The organism is Rhodoferax sp. RT4P68 (assembly GCF_056521305.1).
Map to the genome: position 1 here is coordinate 74,019 of NZ_JBWMBB010000013.1, position 18,982 is coordinate 93,000.

An 18,982-nucleotide genomic window follows, 5' to 3' on the forward strand; every position below is an offset into this window, starting at 1 on the left:
GTGCTGACGGTGGTGGTGGCGTACTTCACCGCAGGCGCAGCTTCGACCTGGGGGACCAGCGTGGGCAATGCGGTCGCCGCCAGCACGGGCATGGGCGCCACAGGCGCTGCTGTCGTGGGCGGCGCAGTCACGGCCGGCGTCACCACACTGGCCAGCCAGGCCGCCGTCTCCCTGGTGAACAACCAGGGCAACCTGGGCAAGACGCTGGACGACCTGGGCAGCAGCGCCAGCGTGAAAGGCCTGCTCACGGCCATCGCCACGGGCGGCGTGCTCGGAGGGCTGAACCTGAACCCCACGGGCACGCCCACCACGAGCGGTGGAGCGCAGCCGTTCATGGACCAGTTGGGCCAGAACCTGAAGGCCGGCGCGGCGCGCGCGGTGATCGGCACGGCGATCAATGGGGGGAGTCTGCAGGACAACCTGGGGAGCGCATTGACCACGGCGTTCATCGATACGGCGGCTGCGCAGGGCGCCTTCGCCATTGACAGTCATCTGGAGCCGGGCAGCGTGGGGAACACGTTGGCTCATGCGATCACAGGATGCGCTGCGGGCGCGGCACGCATGCCGGGCGGCTGTCAAGCCGGCGCAGTCGGCGCGGCCATTGGTGAGCTTGCAGCAAGCCTCTACGACCCGACTGGCACCGATCCGCAAGGCAACACGGTGGAGTTCGCTTCGATGATGGCCGGCATCGCTGCAGCCATTGCAGGAGGCGACGCAGCAGACGTCCAGGTGGCAAGCCAGGCCGGCGGCAACGCGGCGGCGAACAACTGGCTGGCGACGCAACAGCTCCAGCAGATCACCAAGGAAATGACCGCTGCGAACTCAGCGCTCGACAAAGCCGTAATACTGGGCAAGTGGGCGCTGACGAGCGCGAGACAGGACGCGCTGACCGCATCGGGGATCGGCAAGGGGTTGGCCGAAGCGGGCATTGCAGATATCCAAGGGATGGCCGAGTTCCTGCAGCATCCGATCGAAGGGCTGAGCGGTCTGAAGGAGATCATCAGCAACCCGGATGCGCGCCAGGCACTAGGTGACAGCTTGTTCAGGGAACTGGACGCCACGATTGACCGCATGCAAACTGCCTTGCAAGTCGGTGGTGATCAGAACGCAGAGCGGTTGGGCAAGGACCTGGGGGCTGTCATCTGGCACGTCGGAGGAACTCTGACAGGGTTAGTTGGCGCGAGCAAGGCCGTCACGGCTCTGGGCAACGTTGGCATCAAGGCCGCCAAAATCGTTGACCTCAAACCGGATGCTTCCACCAGTGCTGCGCTACCCGATCACCTACTTGCAGAGGCAGATTTTGCTGCGCGCACTCCGACGCGATCAGACCTGCAGCATCATCTAACCAACGCCAAGGTCTCAAACAAGCAAATCACGGGTGGGCACAACATGGTCAATTTCGAGTTGACGCTTAGCGGCGCAGGAGGTTCGATAGTTGGAAAAGTCGAGATTGCTCCCGGCATCTTCGAGATCAAATATAAGTTGCCGAAGGGAGTGAACGGCGAGCCTCAGACCAAGACCGTCTACGACCCCGCAGTTCACAGCGATGTAGCAATGGGGAGCATGGCGTGGGATGCGGCGGCCCGCTCACAGATTCAGTTCCTCGCCACCGGGGTTGCTGATCAATATGTCCAGGTCAATGGTTTGTGGTTCTTTGCTCCAGTCAAGATCGACAACAAGACTGGCGCTGTCACTGGGGTGCAGACCGTATTCCCCACAACTTCACCGACGAGGATTCAGTGACCAAAGTATGGATCGGTAGCTATGTGTCGTTCGATGCGGAGTTCCAAAGCGACAAGGATCTTCCACTGCTGTTCTGCTTGAGATTCGCCATCCAACCGGCACGGCTGGACTTCTATCTCAACAGAATTCTCGGGAGACAGATGGACTGTCCAGGCGGTGGCGATCCTGGATGGTCCATCAGTTGGGTTTCTTCCGCCGACGACGCCTACCTGCCTTTCGAATGGAAGGCATGTATGGATGCACTTCCAACCAGCGAACGGGGCTGCTACGAGGCCTGGACGCACCAGCCGATCAGCGACCTTGATCCACCCTGTGCCTACTACTCTGAACATGTGTTGCGCCGGCATGTACTGGACGTGCTGAACAACATGCGCGCGCGGCTGCCTGAGTGCAGGATTGCAGTCGATGCAACGATTCGGAAGTTTCAACTTTAAAAGATCTGACAAGGTACCTTGGCGCCAACCCGGAGACGTTTTCCATCCGCGAATTGCCTACAGGCGCCAAGCCGGCCAGGCTCAGGAGATTCAGGTCGATAGGAATGTATAGACGTGCCAGGTCGGATCGGCCAAGGGTGGAGCTACTTCGACGGGCAAGCCAGACCCGCATTCGATGCCGCCTACGGCAACTGCACTGACCTACCAGCAACCGGGCATCTCGCAGGTGATCGGGAGCGTGGCCGGTGTGCTGTCGGGCGCGCAGGGCGTGCACATTACGGGCGGGGCGATTCGCAACCTGGACACCAGCGGCGGCAGTCAAGCGCAGCCCAAGAAGCAGGCTTGCAGGCCGAATTGGGCGAGTTGGCAAGGATTTCGGTCGATGTGAGTCGAGATGCGGAATACATCGCGAAGACGGACGTCAGCGTCCTGAAGCAGAACAACTTCGACATTAACCATGTACTTGCTGGAGAAATCAACCACAAAAACAAGGCGACCGGATATCACGCCGAGTTCGCGGCCGATGTCAGCACGCATCAAGCCCGGTGCGCAAGTACTGCAAAATTCTAATGGGACGTACGAAGCGCCGGTACAGATCTGGAATGACAAGACTAAACAATGGCAAGATAAGTCTGGGCAAGGTTCAACGTTCTTCCCACCATCATGGTCGCAAGCGCGACTTCAGCCTAAACCGCAACACTCCTGGTTACTGAACGAAGACAGGGGCCTGCTGCGCAATGACCAGTAGGTGCAAAAAGACACCCAGTGGCGTGTCGAAGCCATAGGTTGCGCGACATCGCGTTGAACGCTGCCCGCGACCCCAACGCGCTGGAGCACCACATGCATGCCAAGACCAAGGGGCTGCTGAGCAGCGTGCCCACAACAAGGCATCTGTGTGCGCCTCCAACCGTCTGTGACCCCTTTACCAAGCCGAAACCCCCCGGCGACACAATGCACATCGCCGCCCGGTCCGCGGATTCGATACTCGCGCCACCGCACCCCCTGGCAGGCGCTCGCGCCTCACCCGCCAACCCACCTCGACACCACCCTTGGCCACTCGCACCTCTTCTCTCTGGCCGCGCCTGGTCGGCATCGCACTGCTTCTTGCGGCACTCGCTGCCGCAGGCCCCTTCGCCTGGAAAACCTGGTTCCAGACTGCCAACCCGCGTGACCAGTACCAGATCGCCACCGTGCAGCGCGGTGACATCGAGGATCTGGTCTCGGCCACCGGCACGCTGCAACCGCTGGACTACGTGGACGTGGGCGCGCAGGTCAGCGGCCAGTTGAAGAAGATCCACGTCGAAGTCGGATCCCTCGTGCAGCAGGGCGACCTGCTCGCCGAGATCGACCCCACCGTGCTGCTGGCCAATGTGGACGCCAGCCGCGCCGGCCTACGCAATCTGCAGGCCACGCTGCTGGTGCGCGAGGCCGCCCTGGTGCTGGCGCGCGACCAGCACCAGCGGCAGAAGAACCTGATGGCCGAGGACGCCACCACCGTCGAGGCGTTGCGCACGGCCGAGAACAACCTGCGCTCGGCCGAGGCGCAGCTGGCAGCGCAGAAGGCATCGATCGAGCAAACCCAATCGACCCTGCGCGCGAGCGAGGCCAACCTGAATTACGCACGCATCTACGCGCCGATCGCCGGCGTCGTGGTCTCGGTCACGGCGCGCCAGGGCCAGACGTTGAACGTCAACCAGTCGGCGCCCACGCTGCTGCGCGTGGCCAACCTGGCGACCATGACGGTGCAGACCCAGGTGTCCGAAGCCGACGTGGGCAAGCTGCGCAGCGGCATGTCCGCCTATTTCACCACGCTGGGCAGCCAGGGCCAGCGCTGGTATGGGCAGCTGCGCAAGGTGGAGCCGACGCCCACGGTGACCAACAACGTGGTGCTCTACAACGCGCTGTTCGACGTGTCCAACGCCAATCAGTCGCTGATGACGTCGATGACGGCGCAGGTCTTCTTCATCGCCGCACAGGCGCAAGACGCCCTGCTGGTGCCGGCCGGCGCCGTGCAGCTGGCGCCGCGCGGGCCGCGCCGGGCTGCAGGCGCACAGGGTGGCGCACAGGCCGGCCCGGCTTCGGTTGCAGCTGCATCCGGCACCGCGTCGGCAACGGGGCCGGCAGGCAGCGCCGAATCAGCGAGAGCAGCCACCGCTCCCGCCAGCGCGCCGGCAGGCGAGCGTCAGCAAGCGCGCGAAAGCCGCCGCGCCGATACCACCGGCACGGGCGAGCAGCAACGCCCGACTTTGGCCGAACAACCACGGCGCGCTCGCGAGGCAGGCGCTGCCCCACCTGCCGCGCCGACGGCGGCAGCCAGCGCCGCCCGCTCGCCAGGCGCCGAACGTGCAGCCGAAGGTCGCGCGCCCGGCCAGGCCGCTGCGGCCGTGCGCCGCGGTCTGTTCACCGGCCCTGCCGGCGGCGCCCAGCGCGCACCGCGCCGCGCCACGGTGCGTGTGATCGACGCGCAGGGCCGGATCGAAGACCGCCAGGTCGAGGTCGGCATCAGCAACCGTGTGCAGGTGCAGGTGCTGTCGGGTCTGAACGAGGGCGACGAAGTCATCGCCGGCCAGCGCCTGCCGGCTGGCAGCGCGCGCGAGGGCCAGGGCGGCCAGCAACGTACCGGCTTGCAGCAGGGCGGCATGCCGCCCGGGGGCATGCCGCCGGGAGGCCCGCGCCGATGAAGCTGGCGGAAGACCCGGCGCTGGGCGCGCCGTCGGCCACCAGCCGGCCGGCACTGATCGCGCTGCAGGGCGTCACCAAGACGTATGCCAACGGCGACCTGGCGGTGCAGGTGCTGCATGGCATCGACCTGACGATCCACGAGGGCGAGTTCGTCGCCATCATGGGTGCGTCCGGCTCGGGCAAGTCCACGCTGATGAACATCCTTGGCTGCCTGGACAAACCGACCACCGGCCGCTATGACTTCCTCGGCCAGGACGTGGCCAACTTCTCGCGCGACGAGCTGGCCACACTGCGGCGCGACGACTTCGGTTTCGTCTTCCAAAGCTACAACCTGATCGGCACTGCGAGTGCGGCCGAGAACGTGGAGGTGCCGGCCATGTACTCCGGCATGCCGCCCGCCCAGCGCCACGGCCGGGCCATCGAGCTGCTGCGTGGCCTGGGCCTGGGCGAGCGCTTTCACCACCGGCCGAACCAGTTGTCGGGCGGGCAGCAGCAGCGCGTGTCGATCGCGCGGGCGCTGATGAATGGCGGGCGCATCATCCTGGCCGACGAGCCCACCGGCGCGCTGGACAGCAAGAGCGGCGCCGACGTGATGGTGCTGCTGGCCGAACTGTCGGCCCAGGGCCATACGGTGATCCTGATCACCCACGCACGCGAGGTGGCCGAGCACGCGCACCGGCTCATCGAGATCAAGGACGGCCACATCCTGTCGGACAGCGGCACGGCCGACCGCCCACCCGAGAACACGGCCTTCACGCCGCAGCCACACCGCGGCGGCGGCTCGTTCCTGGGCGATGTGGTCGAGGCTGCCAAGATGGCGCTGCGCTCCCTGCGCGCCAACGTGTTCCGCTCGGTGCTGACGCTATTGGGCATCGTCATCGGCGTGGGGTCGGTCATTGCCATGCTGGCGATCGGCGACGGTGCCAAGCAGGCGGTGATCGACCGCATCAGCGCCATGGGCTCGAACCTGTTGCTGGTGCGCCCGGGCGCGCCGAACCAGCGCGGCTTCAGCAGCACGGCCACGCTGGTGTTGCCCGACGTGCAGGCCATCGACACCGTGCCCAACATCCTGGCTGCCGTGCCGGAACAATCCAGCACCGTCACGGCCCGCTACGGTGGCGCCGACTACAGCACCAGCGTGACGGGCACCTCGTCCAAGTTCCCGCTGGCGCGGCAGTGGCCAGTGGCGCGCGGCACGTTCTTCAGCGTCGACGACGAAGAGAACTACGCCACCGTCGCCGTGCTGGGGCAGACGGTGGTGAACGCGCTGTTCAGCGACGGCACCGACCCGATCGGCCAGTTCGTGCTGGTCAACAACCTGATCTTCCAGGTGGTGGGCGTGATGTCCGAGCGCGGCGCCTCGCCGATGGGATCGGACCAGGACGATGTCGTCTTCGTGCCCTACGCGACCAGCAGCCTGCGCCTTTCGGGCCAGCGCTTTCTGCGCAACGTGACGGTGGCGGTGGACGATGTCGCGCGCATCGATGCGACCCAGGCCGATGTGGAAAAGCTGCTGCTGGAGCGGCACGGCGTGGTGGACTTCCAGATCCGCAACATGGCGTCCATCCTGGAGGCCAGCGCGGAGACGCAGAACACCATGACCATCCTGCTCGGCTCCATCGCGGCAATTTCGCTGCTGGTAGGCGGCATCGGGGTGATGAACATCATGCTGGTCTCGGTGACCGAGCGCACGCGCGAGATCGGCATCCGCATGGCCACCGGCGCGCGGGAGCGCAACATCCTGCAGCAGTTCCTGATCGAGGCCGTCGTCGTCTCGGCGCTGGGTGGCGCCATTGGCGTGGTGATCGGTCTCGTGGCGGCATCCGTCATCGGCGCCTTCGGCATGCCGGTGCAGTATTCGCTGACCCCGGTGCTGTTGGCTTTCGGCTGCGCTTTCGGCACCGGCCTGCTGTTCGGCTGGCTGCCGGCGCGCAAGGCCGCGCGGCTGGACCCGGTGGTCGCCCTCTCTTCGGAATAGCCATCGCCCGCATGCGCTTGCCCTCTACTCTCGCCCGCCCCGCTGCGGCAGCCCTGCTGATGACGTTGCTGGTCGGCTGCGCCGCACCACCGCACGAGCCACCACGCCAGACGCCGGCCTTGCCCACCGCCTTCAGCGAGGCGCCAGTCGGCGCCGATGCCATCCAGCCCGACTGGTGGAACGCGTTCTCTGCACCCGAGCTCACCCGTCTGGTCGACGAGGCCACGGCCGGCAGCACCGACCTGGCCATCGCCGCCGAGCGCGTGCGCCAGGCCGAGCTGGCCGTGCGCAACGCTGGCGCGACGCTGTTCCCCTCGCTCAGCGGCGGCGCCAGCACGGCCGACCGCTTCACCGAGGCACTCGGGAACGGCGGCAGCGGCGGCAACACCGCCCGCTCGTCCGGCGTGTCGCTGTCGGCCAGCTACGAGATCGACCTGTGGGGCCGGCTGGCTGCCGGTGTGACGGGCGCCCGGGCCTCGCTCGATTCCTTCCGCTACGACCAGCAGGCCGTGCGGCTCAGCCTGGCCAGCGGCGTGGCCAACGCCTACTTCCAGGTGCTGGCGCTGCGCGTGCGGCTGGCGATTGCGCAGGAGAACCTGGCGATCGCCGAGCGCGTGTTCAAGGTGGTGCAGGCGCGCTACAACAACGGCGCCGCCTCGGCCCTGGACGTGTCGCGCCAGCGCACGACGGTGCTGAGCCAGCGCGCGTCCATCGAGCCGCTGCAGGTGCAGGAGCGCCAGACGCTATCGGCCCTGGCGCTGTTGCTGGGGCGCTCGCCGCAGGGTTTCCAGATCGTCGGCATGCCGCTGAACGCGCTGGCCGTGCCGGCCGTGGCCACTGGCCTGCCGTCTGACCTGCTGCTGCGCCGGCCCGATCTGGCGAGCGCCGAGGCGCAGCTGCAGGCGGCCGATGCCGACGTGACGGCCGCGCGCGCCGCGCTGTTGCCCAGCATCCAGCTGTCGGGCTCCACCGGCCTGGCCAGCACGGCCCTGCTGTCGCTGGCCAACCCGGCGTTCAGCGTCGGGCTGACGGCGTCGATCGCGCAGACGCTGTTCGACGGTGGCCGGTTGCGCAACCAGGTGCTGCTGTCCGAATCGCAGCGGCGCGTGCTGGTCGAGAGCTACCGCCAGGCCATCCACGTGGCGTTGAAGGAAGTGGAAGACAGCCTGGCCAACATCGCCCGCGACCGCAACCAGGAGGTGGCGCAGCAGGCGATCCGCGACGAGGCCCAGCGTTCGCTGCGGCTGGCCGAGCTGCGCTACCGCGAAGGCGTGGACGACCTGCTGACCACGCTGGATGCGCAGCGCACGCTGTTTTCGGCGCAGGACGGCCTGGCCCAGCAGCGGCTGGCGCGGCTGACTTCGGCCGTGGACCTCTACAAAGCGCTGGGCGGCGGCTGGGTGCGACCCACGCTCTGACGCGCGGCGCTGCAGCGGCGGCCCGTCCGATCACCGGCCATGCGCCGACCCCGTCTTTAACGTTCAGCCCCGCTCCGCTGCAGAGCGCTGCCGCAGCACGACCCGTTGTGCTCCCGCAACGATTTGGGTGCAAATCTAAATGCGAGCGATTTGTATTAGTGATAATTCCCGACGAACCAAGCCCGTCGCCAGGTCGGCCCGAGGCGCCGGACGCAACACGCGCCCGGCGTCGTCATCCATTCGTATCTCAGGGGGAATATTCACGTGTCGTCAACCGCTCCAACCACTCGCTTCAAGCCCAGCCGCACCCTGCGTGCGCTGGGCATCCTCCCATTGGCCGCTTCGTCCAAGGCCTTGTTGCCCCTGGGCGCGTTGCTGCTGGCCAGCTCGGTCAACAGTTGGGCGCAGGGCGCTGCCGACAAGACGCTCGGCACCGTCGTGGTGAAGGACCGCGCCGAGGCGCAGTTGGGCAAGGACGCGGTGCGCGCCACCACCTCCACCATCGGCAAGGGCAACCAGCAGCTGCGTGACATTCCGCAGTCGGTCACCGTCGTCACGGAAAAGCTGATCGACGATCGCAATCTGGACACGTTGAAGGACGTGCTGCAGAACACCGCCGGCGTGACTTTCCTGGCGGCCGAAGGCGGCGAAGAAGACATCCGCCTGCGCGGCTTCTCGTTGGCGGCCACGGGCGACATCTTCATCGACGGCATGCGTGACCCGGCGTTCTACGACCGCGACACCTTCAACCTGGACCGCATCGACCTGCTGCGGGGCTCGGCGTCCATGCTGTTCGGTCGGGGTTCCACCGGCGGCGCGGTGAACCAGGTCAGCAAGCAGCCACGCCTGGTGAATGAGCACGAGACCACCACCACGCTGGGCAACCACAACTACCGGCGCCTGCTGGGGGACTTCAACTTCAAAACCGGCGAAGACGCTGCCCTGCGCATCAACGCCATGACGACCAAGGCCGACAACAACGGCGCCGGCAGCGGCATCGACAAGAGCGGCATCGCGCTGGGATACCGCTTCGGCATCGGCACGCGCGACGAGTTCGCCCTGAACCTGTTCTATCTGGACAACGACAACCCGCGCATGAACTACGGCCTGCCGTGGATCAAACCGAACGCCAGCGACACGTCGGCGGCCAACACGATCATCTCCAGCCTGAGCCCGGACGCCTACTACGGCATGGCCAGCGACTACAACCGCGGCATCGCCAAGCACGTCACCTTGAGCCATACGCATCGCTTCAGCAGCGACAGCGAGCTGAAAACGGCCATTCGCACCGGCAAGTTCTCGCGCGACCAGCGTGCGGGCACGGTGCGCTTCGGCAACGCGGCCCTCAACGGCGCGGCCGTGGACTTGAGCAACTTCGGCCCGAACACCGTGTTCACGCGCGGAACGCAGACGAAGATCCAGGACGTCCGTGGCACCTACCTGCAAACCGACTACAGCAGCAAGTTTGCGGCCCTGGGCCTCAAGCACGAGGTGTTGGCGGGCGTGGACTTTTCGCATGAACGCAAGGCGGTCTACGCCTTGCGCAACGCGGCCCAGGGCGGTGTCAACCTGACCAAGCCCAACACCACTGCCGGCACGCCCGACGATGGCGCCTGGATCGATGAAGGCAGCCGCGTGCTGCGGCCCAACAACGAGTTCACCTCCAAAGGGCTCGGCATCTACGCGCAGGACCTGGTGCAGGTGGCGCCCCACTGGAAGGTGCTGGCCGGCCTGCGCTATGACCGCATGAAGGGCGACTACGGCATCTACAGCAACCCGGCCACTGCGGCGACCCCGATCGCCATCGCCACGGCCTACCAGCAGGACGTCAACGAGCTGAGCAAGCGCGTGGGTGTGCTGTTTCAGCCCAACGATCTACACTCGTTCCACATCTCCTACGGCACCTCGTTCAACACCTCGGGCGATACCTACTCGTACAGCGCGTTGAGCGCCAACACGCCGCCCGAGCAGAGCGAGAACATCGAGATCGGCGCCAAGCTGGATTCGGCCGACAAGCGCTTCACGACCCGCCTGGCGCTGTTCCGCTCGACCAAGAAGAACGAGCGCAATACCGACCCGGACACCGCGGCCACCCAGTTCCTGTTGTCCGGCAAGCGCCACACGGCCGGCTTCGAGCTGGACCTGACCGGGCGCGTGACCCCGAAGTGGGAGGTGTACCTGTCGTACATGTGGATGCCGATTGCCAAGGTCGACGTGGCCGCTTCCACCGCCAACACGGTGGGAAACCGCGTGGGCGACCGCCCCGGCCTGTCGCCGCGCCATAGCGGCGCGGTGTGGAGCACCTACCAGGTCACGCCCGCCCTGCGCGTCGGCGGCGGCGTCAACTTCCGCAGCGGCCAGGCGGCGCCCGATGTCACGGCACCGTCCTGGGAAGCGCCTGGCTACGCCACGGTCGACCTGATGGCCGAGTACACCTTCAACCCCACCTTCACGCTGAAGGCCAACGTGTCCAACGTCGGCGACAAGCTCTATGGCAACGCGCTGTACCGCGGCCACTACATCCCCGGCCCAGGCCGGCTGTACCAGATGGCGCTGACTGCGAAGTTCTGACCGAGCACGGGCGGCCCAGGGCACTGGCGGCCCAGGCCGCCTTGCTACACTCGATTCACTTGCAGCCGACCTCCCCGAGGTCGGCTTTTTTGATTCCACCGGGCCCGCCATGCTGCTGCAGATCCCGCAAGTATTCAGTTCCGACGAGGTGCGCGCGGTGCGCCAGCGGCTGCTCGAGGCTACCTGGGACGACGGCCGCGCCTCGGCCGGCGCGCAGGCCGCCACCGTCAAGAACAACCAGCAACTGGCGCATGACCACGAGGCCGCGCGCAGCACACGCCAAGCCGTGCTGCAAGCGCTGGACCGGCACCCCACCTTCTTCGCCGCAGCGCTGCCCAAGCGCGTGTTCACGCCACGCTTCAACCGCTACAGCGGCGCCACCAACGCCTACGGCAACCACGTCGACAACGCCGTGCGCTACGCACCCGACACCGGCATGCGCGTGCGCACCGACATCTCGTGCACGCTGTTCCTGAGCGATCCGGCCGACTACGACGGCGGCGAGCTCGTGGTGCAGGACACGTTTGGCGAGCAGCGCATCAAGCTGGCGGCCGGCGACCTTGTCATGTACCCCGGCACCAGCGTCCACCAGGTTCTGCCGGTGACGCGCGGCGAGCGGCTGGCCTGCTTCTTCTGGATCGAAAGCATGGTGCGCAGCGACGAGCAGCGCCGCCTGCTGTACGAGCTGGACCAGAGCATCCGCCGCCTGCGCAGCGACCACGGCGAAACGCCTGCCGCCGTGGCGCTGACGGGCACCTACCACAACCTGTTGCGCATGTGGGTGGACACCTGATGGCGGCCACGCCCGCCGTCGAGAGCCTGCCTGCCGGCGTGGTGACGCTGGCCGACCACGAGGCCCACGCCCACACGCGGCTGGACGACAACGCCTGGGCCTACTTCAGCGGCGGTGCCGGCGACGAGATCACGCTGCGTGCCAACCGCGCGGCCTGGGACGCGCTGCGGTTGCACCCGCGCGTGCTGCGCCCGCTGGCCGGTGGCCACACCCGGGTCGAGCTACTGGGCCGCACGCTGGCACATCCGATCCTGCTGGCGCCGGTGGCCTTTCAGCGCATGGCGCATGCCGATGGCGAGCTGGCCGTGGCCCATGCTGCGGCCGCGCTGGGCGCCGGGCTGGTGCTGAGCACGCAGGCCAGCACCTTGCTGGAAGACGTGGCCGCTGCCATCGGGCACGACCGCGGCCGCGGTCCGCTGTGGTTTCAGCTGTACGTGCAACACGACCGCGGGTTCACGCGCGAGCTGGTGCGCCGGGCCGAAGACGCCGGTTACGAGGCGCTGGTGCTGACGGTCGATGCCCCCACCAGTGGTGCGCGCGACCGCGAACGCCGCGCCGGCTTTCGTGTGCCGACGGATGCGGCGGCGGTCAACCTGGCCGGGCTGGCGCCAACGCCGCCACTGCGGCTGGCGCCGGGCCAGAGCGCGCTGTTCGACGGCCTGCTGGCCCATGCCCCCACCTGGGACGACGTGGCGTGGCTGCAGTCCATCACGCGGCTGCCGCTGCTGCTGAAGGGCGTGGTGCACGCCGACGATGCGCGCCAGGCTGCCGCGATGCAGGTGGCAGGGCTGATCGTCTCCAACCACGGCGGCCGCACGCTGGATACGGTGCCCGCCACCGCAACGCTGCTGCCGCGCATCGTCGAGGCCGTCGGCCCGCAGCTGCCGGTGCTGGTGGACGGCGGCATCCGCCGAGGCACCGACGTACTGAAGGCGATGGCGCTGGGCGCGCGGGCGGTGTTGATCGGCCGGCCGTATGTGCACGGGCTTGCGAATGCGGGCGCGGTCGGCGTCGCGCATGTGCTGCGCTTGCTGCGCGACGAGCTCGAGATCGCCATGGCGCTGTGCGGCTGCGCCACGCTGGCCGATTGCGGCCCGGGCCTGCTGTGGGATGTGGGACATGCGCCACGCTGAGGCCGATGACCCTGCGGCTCGGTGGCTTACCGTCGAAGTTAATCAAATGCGACGGATTCGCATTTATAATTGGCGCTGTCATCAACAGCCAGCCATCCCGAGCCTTCACCGCCATGATCGTCTGCGTGTGCCACCGGATTTCCGACCGCGATATCGTCCGCTTTGTACGGGCCGGCCGGGGGTTCGACGACATCCAGCTCGAACTGGGCGTCGCCACCCAATGTGGCAACTGTGAAGACTGCGCACGCGAGGTCGTGGAGCAGTGCAGCCGCACCCACCCCATGGCCGCCCTGCACTGCGCCATCGAGCCCGACCAGCGCGGTCTCGATGCCCCCCTGTCCCAGCTCGCCACAACCACCTTGGAAGGTAGAGCATGGAATTCCTCTCACTCGGCGGCAGCCTGATTCTGGTCATCGGCTCGGCCTGCTGGATCTTTCGCCGCTAGCCGTGCCCGGGCCGGGCGCCCGGTGCGCACCGGGTGCCCCGCTTGATGTGCGCGCCCTCCTGCTCTGATCACCTTCTTTCGCACCATGGCCTCGCGCATGTCATCCCCTCCCAGCGTCCTCAGCCGCAATGTTGTCATTGCCGGCAGCGTCGTCCTGTTCCATGCGGCGGCCTTGTGGGCGCTGCAGAGCGGCCTGCTGCTGCGGGCGGTAGAGGTCGTGGTGCCGGTCGAGATCCTGAGCGAGTTCATCGACCCACCCAAGCCCACGCCACCACCACCACCGCCGCCACCCCCACCGCCCGCCCCACCGGCACCGCCGCGCGAGCCGGTCGTGCGGCCCAAGGCGCCGGCGCCGCGCCCCGCGCCCAGGCCGATGGCGATCCAGGACCCGACCCCTGCCCCCGCGGCGCCGGTCGGTGTGACGACGCCACCCGCCCCCCTGCCGCCGATCGAGCAGCCGGTGGCCCCGGCGCCCGAACCTGCACCGCCGCCGCCGGCCCCACCGGCGCCGCCGCGTGTGCAGCTTCCATCCACGGACGCGGCCTACCTGCAAAACCCCAGCCCCGTGTACCCGGCCATCAGCCGGCGCCTGGGCGAGCAGGGCAAGGTGGTGGTGCGCGTGCTGATCGGCACCGACGGCGCGCCCGAGCGGGCCGAGATCAAACGCTCCAGCGGCTTCGAGCGCCTGGACCGCGCGGCAACCGACTACGTCATGAAATGCCGCTACGTGCCGGGCAAGGTCAACGGCGTGGTGCAGGCCATGTGGTATGAGGCGCCGGTCAACTTCGTCCTCGAATAAGTTCGTTTTTCCTATCTCTGGAGTAGTTCATGGAATCGCATTTCGGCATTGCCAACGTCTGGCACCAAGGGGACCTCGTGACCAAGGGGGTGGCGGTGCTGCTGCTGGCCATGTCGCTGGCCTCGTGGATCGTCATCATCATCAAGGCGCTGGACGTCATCAAATACAAGAAGCTGGCGCGTGGGTCGGAGACCTTCTGGCACAGCGAAGACTTCGCGGCTGGCCTGCACAAGCTGGGCACCGATCCGTCCAACCCCTTCCTGCGCCTGGCCGAGGAAGGCCGCGAAGCCACCGCGCACCACCGCAACACTAAGGCCCATCTGCACGACAGCCTGGACGTGAGCGACTGGGTCACGCGCTCGCTGCGCAACAACATCGACGAGTTCACGGCGCGCCTGCAGGCCGGGCTGGCGATCCTGGCGTCGGTTGGCTCCACGGCCCCCTTCATCGGCCTGTTCGGCACGGTCTGGGGCATCTACCACGCGCTGCTGGCCATCGGCCTGTCGGGCCAGTCGACCATCGACAAGGTGGCCGGCCCCATTGGCGAGGCGCTGATCATGACGGCGCTGGGTCTGGCGGTCGCCATCCCCGCGGTGCTGGGCTACAACGCGCTGGTGCGTGGCAACAAGTCCGTGCTGACCAAGCTCAACAGCTTTGCCCACGACCTGCACGCCTACTTTGTGACCGGGGCCCGCGTCGCATCGTCGAACGGCCCGGCCAACATCGTGCCGATGAAGAAGGGCGGCTGACATGGCCTTCGGCACGCAAGACGAACCCGATGAGGTGATGAACGAGATCAACATGACGCCGCTGGTCGACGTCATGCTGGTGCTGCTGATCATCTTCATCATCACCATCCCGGTCATGAAGCACTCGGTCAGCATCGACCTGCCGCGCGCGACCAACCAACCTGTAGACACCAAACCCGAGACCGTGCGCCTGAGCGTGGCGGCCGACGGCAGCTACTTCTGGAACGAAAGCCGTATCGAGGACGCCGAGCTGTTGCCCCGCCTGCAGGCCGAAGGCAGCAAGGACCCCCAGCCCGAGCTGCACATCCGTGGCGACAAAGAGGTGCGCTACGAGCGCGTGGCACTGGCCATGTCGGCGGCGCGCCAGGCCGGTGTGCGCAAGATCGGCTTCATCACCGAACCCCAACCCTGACGCAGCCAGGGTAAATCAACCCGGTACTCTTGACTTTCAATTGCGAATCATTATCATTCACTCCATCGCAACCGAGAGGAACCCAGACCATGCACGCTGCCTCCCCCACCTTGACCCTGATGTCGGCAGGCACCGCCGTCGCCACGCAGCGTGATCAGCTGGCGGGCGTCGCGCGCATCAATGCCGCCGACGCACTGAGCGTCGACAGCCAGGCGCTGCTGCAGGGGCGCAAGACGGTGGAGATCAAGCACAACGGTTTCATCTACCGCCTGCAGGCCACCAAGCTGGGCAAGCTGATCCTGACCAAATAGGTTTCATCGTGGGGCGACTCAAAGGCTGATCGCAGTCTCCAGGGGTCGTTTTTGCTAGCCAACGGGCGTGCCCGACTAGCCAAGCTTTTTTCCCACACCCACCAACACAAAGCCGGCCACTTGGGCCGGCTCTGTCGTTGTGGCGGCAGGCAGCGGGGGCCTGCCCCGCTGCGCGCATCACAGGCCGATGGCGGCGATGCCGGCACGCGCGATCTGCGCGTCTTCGTTGGATTTCACGCCGCTGACGCCGACGGCACCAATGCAGTGGCCGTCCTTCATGATGGGGACGCCGCCTTCCAGCAGGCCCTTGAGGTCGGGTGCGCTCAGGAACGCCACGCGGCCGCCGTTCACGATGTCCTCATACACCTTGCTGTCGCGCCGGCCCATGGCGGCAGTGTTGGCCTTGGCCGGGGCGATGTGCGAGGAGATGGCCGGCGCGCCGTCCAGGCGCTGCAGCCATAGCAGGTGGCCGCCGTCGTCGACGATGGCGATGGTCACGGCCCAGGCGTTCTTGAGGGCTTCTGCCTCGGCGGCAGCGGCGATCAGCTTGAGGTCGGCGAGTTCGAGAAAGGACTTGGTCTTCATGGCGGGCAAGATGTTGGAAAGGGAGCGAGCATAAACCCTGCCCAGCGACAGCGGGCCCAGGTGGGCAAAGCGCTCGGCCGCCAGAATTCCCTACTGAATATAGGCAGCTGGCCGTGTGGTATTTCCTCCTGGGCACTTGATTGCTCCTAGAATTTCCCCATCTGCCAGCCATGGCAACGAAGGAGCTTTCAGTGAACGATCAAGTCCGCACTTATGACAATGCCGGTTTCGGCTACGTCGCCTCGCAAGAGGAACGCAACAAGGTACTGCGCAACACCTATTGGCTGCTGTCGCTGAGCCTGCTGCCCACCGTCTTGGGCGCGTGGATCGGCGTGGCCACCGGCATCACGGCGGCACTGAGCGGCGGGCTGGGCCTGGTGGTGTTCCTGGGTGGAGCTTTCGGCTTCATGTACGCCATCGAGAAGACCAAGAATTCCGCCGCCGGTGTGCCGGTGCTGCTGGCCTTCACGTTCTTCATGGGCCTGATGCTGTCGCGCATGATCGCGATGGTGCTGGGCTTCAAGAACGGCTCTGATCTCGTCATGACGGCGTTCGGCGGCACGGCAGGCGTGTTCCTGGCCATGGCCAGCCTGGCCACCGTGATCAAGCGCGATCTGTCGGCCATGGGCAAGTGGTTGTTCGTCGGTGCCATCGTGCTGATGGTGGGCGGCATCATCAACGTGTTCGTCGGCTCCACGGCCGGCATGATGGCCTTGTCGGTCGCCGCCATCGGCATCTTCAGTGCCTTCATGCTCTATGACCTGAAGCGCATCATGGACGGCGGCGAGACCAACTACATCAGCGCCACGCTGGCCTTGTACCTGAGCTTGTTGAACGTGTTCCAGAGCCTGCTGGCCCTGCTCGGTATCGCCGGCGGCGAGCGCGACTGATCAACGCGCCTCTCCCCGCAAAAGGCCCTTCGGGGCCTTTTTCTTTTGCAGCTTTCGGGCCAAAAACGGGCTTTATTAGCACGGGCCAAGTGCCGATAATGAACCTATGGCCTGTTGTTCCTCCCGTTACACCTTGCGCGCAGCTGGCGCGGCCGTGCTGGTCGTGCTGCTCTCGGGCTGTGAGATTCCGGGCATCTACCCGGACCCGAAGGTTCTTCAGCGCGAAGCCGAAGCCAAGGCCACAGGCGGCGGCTGCCGCCACGCGCAGCGCGGTCTGGAAGACTGCTACACGTTGAACCCCAAAGCGCCTCGCGCCGCAGTTTTCGCCGGCTGGAAAGACATGGACGAATACATGCGCGAGAACAAGATCGAAGGCACCAAATCCGTGGTTCCCACCGCGACGTCGGAGGCGGAAGAGGAGGCGGTGGCCAGCGGCCGGGACAAGGCCGCACCGGACGCCAAGGACCGACGCAGCAGCCGGGACAAGGCCTCTTGAGGCCGCCGAGGAACGGCCAACCCTCGGCCCGCTCCGCCGGAAGCGCCAACGCGGCCGGGGCCAGCTGGCCCTCAGCCCCCCTTTAGCCAACCACGCGCTCGAACTGCGCAATGCTCTCCACATGCGCCGTGTGCGGGAACATGTTCACCGCGCCCGCCGCGACGCAGCGGTAGCCCGCCTCGTTCACCAGCACCGCCGCATCGCGCGCCAGCGTCGCGGGGTTGCAGCTGACATAGACGATGCGCGAAGGCGGCGCCCAACCGATGCGCTCCGCATTGGCCGCCTGCAGGATCGCCAGCGCCTGCACCAAAGCATGTGCGCCCTCACGCGGCGGGTCGATCAGCCATTTCTGGGCGGTGCCGTCTTCGGCCAGCTGCTCGGCGGTCATCTCGAACAGGTTGCGCGCCGCGAACGTCGTGGGCGCCAGCGGCCCGAAGTTGCCCCGCTCAGCGGCGTTGAGGGCGTAGTTGGCGCGCGAGCGCGCCACCAGCGCCTCGCTGCCTTCCACACCCAGCACCTGGCGCGCCCGCGTGGCCAGCGGCAGGCTGAAGTTGCCCAGGCCGCAGAACCAATCGATCACGCGCTCGTGCGGCTGCACGTCCAGCAGGCGCATGGCCTGGTGCACCAGCACCCGGTTGATGTGCGCGTTGACCTGCGTGAAATCGGTCGGGCGAAACGGCATGCGGATGCCGAACTCCGGCAGCAGGTACGCCAACGGCGTGCCGCCCTCGTCCAGCAGGTGCACGCTGTCCGGCCCCTTGGGCTGTAGCCACCACTGCACGCCGTGCGCCGGTGCGAAGGCACGCAGCCGGGCCAGATCGGCAGCGCTCAGCGGCTCCATGTGGCGCAGCACCAGCGCCGTCACGCCCTCGCCCACCGCCAGTTCGATCTGCGGCAAGGTCTCGCGCGCGTCCATCGCGCCGATCAACGCGCGCAGCGGCAGCAGCATGGCGCTGACGTGCGGCGGCAGCACACGGCATTCGCGCATGTCGGCCACGTAGCGGCTCTTGCGTTCGTGAAAGCCGACCAGCACCTCGCCCTTCTTGCGCACGTGGCGCACCGACAGCCGACCGCGGTCGCGGTAGCCCCAGGCCGGCCCTTCGATCGGGCGCAGCATCATCTCGGGCCGTACACGGGCCAGGTGCCACAGGTTGTCTTCCAGCACGCGCTGCTTGACGGCAACTTGCGCACCGATGTGCAGGTGTTGCATCTTGCAGCCCCCGCAGGCGCCCTCGTGCAGGCCGAAATGTGGGCACGCGGGCCGCACGCGCTGTGACGACTCGCGCTGGATCTGGCCCAGCGTCGCCTGCTCGAACTGGTTCTTCTTGCGGTAGACGTTGGCGCTCACGCGCTCGAAGGGCAGCGCACCTTCGATGAACACCACCTTGCCGTCCTCGCGTCGCGCGACGCCCTGCGCTTCGAGGTCAAGGGAGGTGACGTCCAGCCAGGTCGTCGGGAATTCTTCAGGGGGGATCCGGGCATCGCTCATGCCCGGATTGTCTCAGCAGCAGCGCACGCACCTGCCGCGTGCGCCAGCGTCGCC

General features: G+C 66.9%; 19 protein-coding genes. 17 read left to right on the plus strand and 2 right to left on the minus strand.

From position 1 onward, the window contains the following. The 15 genes from AC099J_RS24265 to hemP all read left to right on the plus strand — a co-directional run bounded on the left by AC099J_RS24265 (nt 1) and on the right by hemP (nt 15,468). Nucleotides 1-1,743, plus strand: coding sequence for a DUF637 domain-containing protein (locus tag AC099J_RS24265; RefSeq protein ID WP_479617865.1), 1,743 nt, complete (start codon nt 1-3; stop codon nt 1,741-1,743). Continuing rightward, nucleotides 1,740-2,177 carry a hypothetical protein gene (locus AC099J_RS24270; RefSeq protein ID WP_479617866.1) on the plus strand — a complete coding sequence of 146 codons (438 nt, stop codon included), beginning with the start codon at nt 1,740-1,742 and terminating at the stop codon, nt 2,175-2,177. Before AC099J_RS24265 ends, AC099J_RS24270 begins: the two co-directional genes overlap by 4 nt. A 342-nt stretch (nt 2,178-2,519) precedes the next feature. Further along, entirely contained in the window at nt 2,520-2,747 is a 228-nt protein-coding gene (locus tag AC099J_RS24275) for a hypothetical protein (RefSeq protein WP_479618018.1), read from the plus strand. Continuing rightward, entirely contained in the window at nt 2,701-2,925 is a 225-nt protein-coding gene (locus AC099J_RS24280; RefSeq protein WP_479618003.1) for an EndoU domain-containing protein, read from the plus strand. Before AC099J_RS24275 ends, AC099J_RS24280 begins: the two co-directional genes overlap by 47 nt. 301 nt (nt 2,926-3,226) lie before the next feature. Next, nucleotides 3,227-4,858: an efflux RND transporter periplasmic adaptor subunit gene (locus AC099J_RS24285; RefSeq protein WP_479617867.1), complete on the plus strand. Its 1,632-nt coding sequence runs from the start codon at nt 3,227-3,229 to the stop codon at nt 4,856-4,858. Then, on the plus strand, nt 4,855-6,837 hold the full coding sequence (locus tag AC099J_RS24290) for a MacB family efflux pump subunit (protein ID WP_479617868.1): 1,983 nt from the start codon (nt 4,855-4,857) through the stop codon (nt 6,835-6,837). The genes AC099J_RS24285 and AC099J_RS24290 overlap by 4 nt, the downstream gene beginning before the upstream one ends. An 11-nt stretch (nt 6,838-6,848) precedes the next feature. Then, the gene (locus AC099J_RS24295) at nt 6,849-8,255 is read left to right on the plus strand and encodes an efflux transporter outer membrane subunit (RefSeq protein ID WP_479617869.1); all 1,407 of its coding nucleotides are present in this window, start codon (nt 6,849-6,851) and stop codon (nt 8,253-8,255) included. 264 nt (nt 8,256-8,519) lie between these two features. Further along, on the plus strand, nt 8,520-10,826 hold the full coding sequence (locus AC099J_RS24300; protein WP_479617870.1) for a TonB-dependent receptor: 2,307 nt from the start codon (nt 8,520-8,522) through the stop codon (nt 10,824-10,826). 109 nt (nt 10,827-10,935) lie between these two features. Continuing rightward, entirely contained in the window at nt 10,936-11,619 is a 684-nt protein-coding gene (locus tag AC099J_RS24305; protein ID WP_479617871.1) for a Fe2+-dependent dioxygenase, read from the plus strand. Beyond that, nucleotides 11,619-12,752 carry an alpha-hydroxy acid oxidase gene (locus AC099J_RS24310; RefSeq protein ID WP_479617872.1) on the plus strand — a complete coding sequence of 378 codons (1,134 nt, stop codon included), beginning with the start codon at nt 11,619-11,621 and terminating at the stop codon, nt 12,750-12,752. Before AC099J_RS24305 ends, AC099J_RS24310 begins: the two co-directional genes overlap by 1 nt. Before the next feature lie 113 nt (nt 12,753-12,865). Further along, the gene (locus AC099J_RS24315; RefSeq protein WP_479618004.1) at nt 12,866-13,156 is read left to right on the plus strand and encodes a (2Fe-2S)-binding protein; all 291 of its coding nucleotides are present in this window, start codon (nt 12,866-12,868) and stop codon (nt 13,154-13,156) included. A 126-nt stretch (nt 13,157-13,282) separates the two neighbouring features. After that, nucleotides 13,283-13,996, plus strand: coding sequence for an energy transducer TonB (locus tag AC099J_RS24320; protein WP_479617873.1), 714 nt, complete (start codon nt 13,283-13,285; stop codon nt 13,994-13,996). A gap of 29 nt (nt 13,997-14,025) precedes the next feature. Continuing rightward, nucleotides 14,026-14,745: a MotA/TolQ/ExbB proton channel family protein gene (locus tag AC099J_RS24325; protein WP_479617874.1), complete on the plus strand. Its 720-nt coding sequence runs from the start codon at nt 14,026-14,028 to the stop codon at nt 14,743-14,745. A 1-nt stretch (nt 14,746) separates the two neighbouring features. Beyond that, a complete protein-coding gene (locus AC099J_RS24330; protein WP_479617875.1) occupies nt 14,747-15,157 on the plus strand; it encodes an ExbD/TolR family protein in 411 nt (136 codons plus the stop codon). A gap of 89 nt (nt 15,158-15,246) precedes the next feature. Then, complete coding sequence (gene hemP, locus AC099J_RS24335; RefSeq protein ID WP_479617876.1) at nt 15,247-15,468, plus strand: hemin uptake protein HemP; 222 nt, start codon at nt 15,247-15,249, stop codon at nt 15,466-15,468. Between the two features lie 177 nt (nt 15,469-15,645). On the opposite strand, the gene AC099J_RS24340 is transcribed toward hemP, so the two are convergent. Next, on the minus strand, nt 15,646-16,053 hold the full coding sequence (locus AC099J_RS24340; protein WP_479617877.1) for a GlcG/HbpS family heme-binding protein: 408 nt from the start codon (nt 16,051-16,053) through the stop codon (nt 15,646-15,648). Between the two features lie 191 nt (nt 16,054-16,244). On the opposite strand from AC099J_RS24340, the gene AC099J_RS24345 reads away from it, so the two are divergent. Beyond that, nucleotides 16,245-16,943 (plus strand): Bax inhibitor-1/YccA family protein, encoded by a 699-nt coding sequence (locus tag AC099J_RS24345; RefSeq protein ID WP_479617878.1) that lies wholly within the window; start codon nt 16,245-16,247, stop codon nt 16,941-16,943. 106 nt (nt 16,944-17,049) lie between these two features. Continuing rightward, nucleotides 17,050-17,439, plus strand: a complete 390-nt coding sequence (locus AC099J_RS24350; RefSeq protein WP_479617879.1) for a hypothetical protein — start codon at nt 17,050-17,052, stop codon at nt 17,437-17,439. A gap of 82 nt (nt 17,440-17,521) precedes the next feature. Here AC099J_RS24350 and rlmD read toward each other — a convergent pair whose 3' ends face one another. Continuing rightward, nucleotides 17,522-18,928, minus strand: a complete 1,407-nt coding sequence (gene rlmD / locus AC099J_RS24355) for a 23S rRNA (uracil(1939)-C(5))-methyltransferase RlmD (protein ID WP_479617880.1) — start codon at nt 18,926-18,928, stop codon at nt 17,522-17,524. Nucleotides 18,929-18,982 lie beyond the last annotated feature (54 nt).

Bases quoted from the DNA above. Each gene is read 5' to 3' on its own strand.
- AC099J_RS24280 (WP_479618003.1), top strand. From the start codon at position 2,701: ATGTCAGCACGCATCAAGCCCGGTGCGCAAGTACTGCAAAATTCTAAT.
- AC099J_RS24290 (WP_479617868.1), top strand. From the start codon at position 4,855: ATGAAGCTGGCGGAAGACCCGGCGCTGGGCGCGCCGTCGGCCACCAGC.
- AC099J_RS24295 (WP_479617869.1), top strand. From the start codon at position 6,849: ATGCGCTTGCCCTCTACTCTCGCCCGCCCCGCTGCGGCAGCCCTGCTG.
- AC099J_RS24305 (WP_479617871.1), top strand. From the start codon at position 10,936: ATGCTGCTGCAGATCCCGCAAGTATTCAGTTCCGACGAGGTGCGCGCG.
- AC099J_RS24310 (WP_479617872.1), top strand. From the start codon at position 11,619: ATGGCGGCCACGCCCGCCGTCGAGAGCCTGCCTGCCGGCGTGGTGACG.
- AC099J_RS24315 (WP_479618004.1), top strand. From the start codon at position 12,866: ATGATCGTCTGCGTGTGCCACCGGATTTCCGACCGCGATATCGTCCGC.
- AC099J_RS24320 (WP_479617873.1), top strand. From the start codon at position 13,283: ATGGCCTCGCGCATGTCATCCCCTCCCAGCGTCCTCAGCCGCAATGTT.
- AC099J_RS24325 (WP_479617874.1), top strand. From the start codon at position 14,026: ATGGAATCGCATTTCGGCATTGCCAACGTCTGGCACCAAGGGGACCTC.
- AC099J_RS24330 (WP_479617875.1), top strand. From the start codon at position 14,747: ATGGCCTTCGGCACGCAAGACGAACCCGATGAGGTGATGAACGAGATC.
- hemP (WP_479617876.1), top strand. From the start codon at position 15,247: ATGCACGCTGCCTCCCCCACCTTGACCCTGATGTCGGCAGGCACCGCC.
- AC099J_RS24340 (WP_479617877.1), bottom strand. From the start codon at position 16,053: ATGAAGACCAAGTCCTTTCTCGAACTCGCCGACCTCAAGCTGATCGCC.
- AC099J_RS24350 (WP_479617879.1), top strand. From the start codon at position 17,050: ATGGCCTGTTGTTCCTCCCGTTACACCTTGCGCGCAGCTGGCGCGGCC.
- rlmD (WP_479617880.1), bottom strand. From the start codon at position 18,928: ATGAGCGATGCCCGGATCCCCCCTGAAGAATTCCCGACGACCTGGCTG.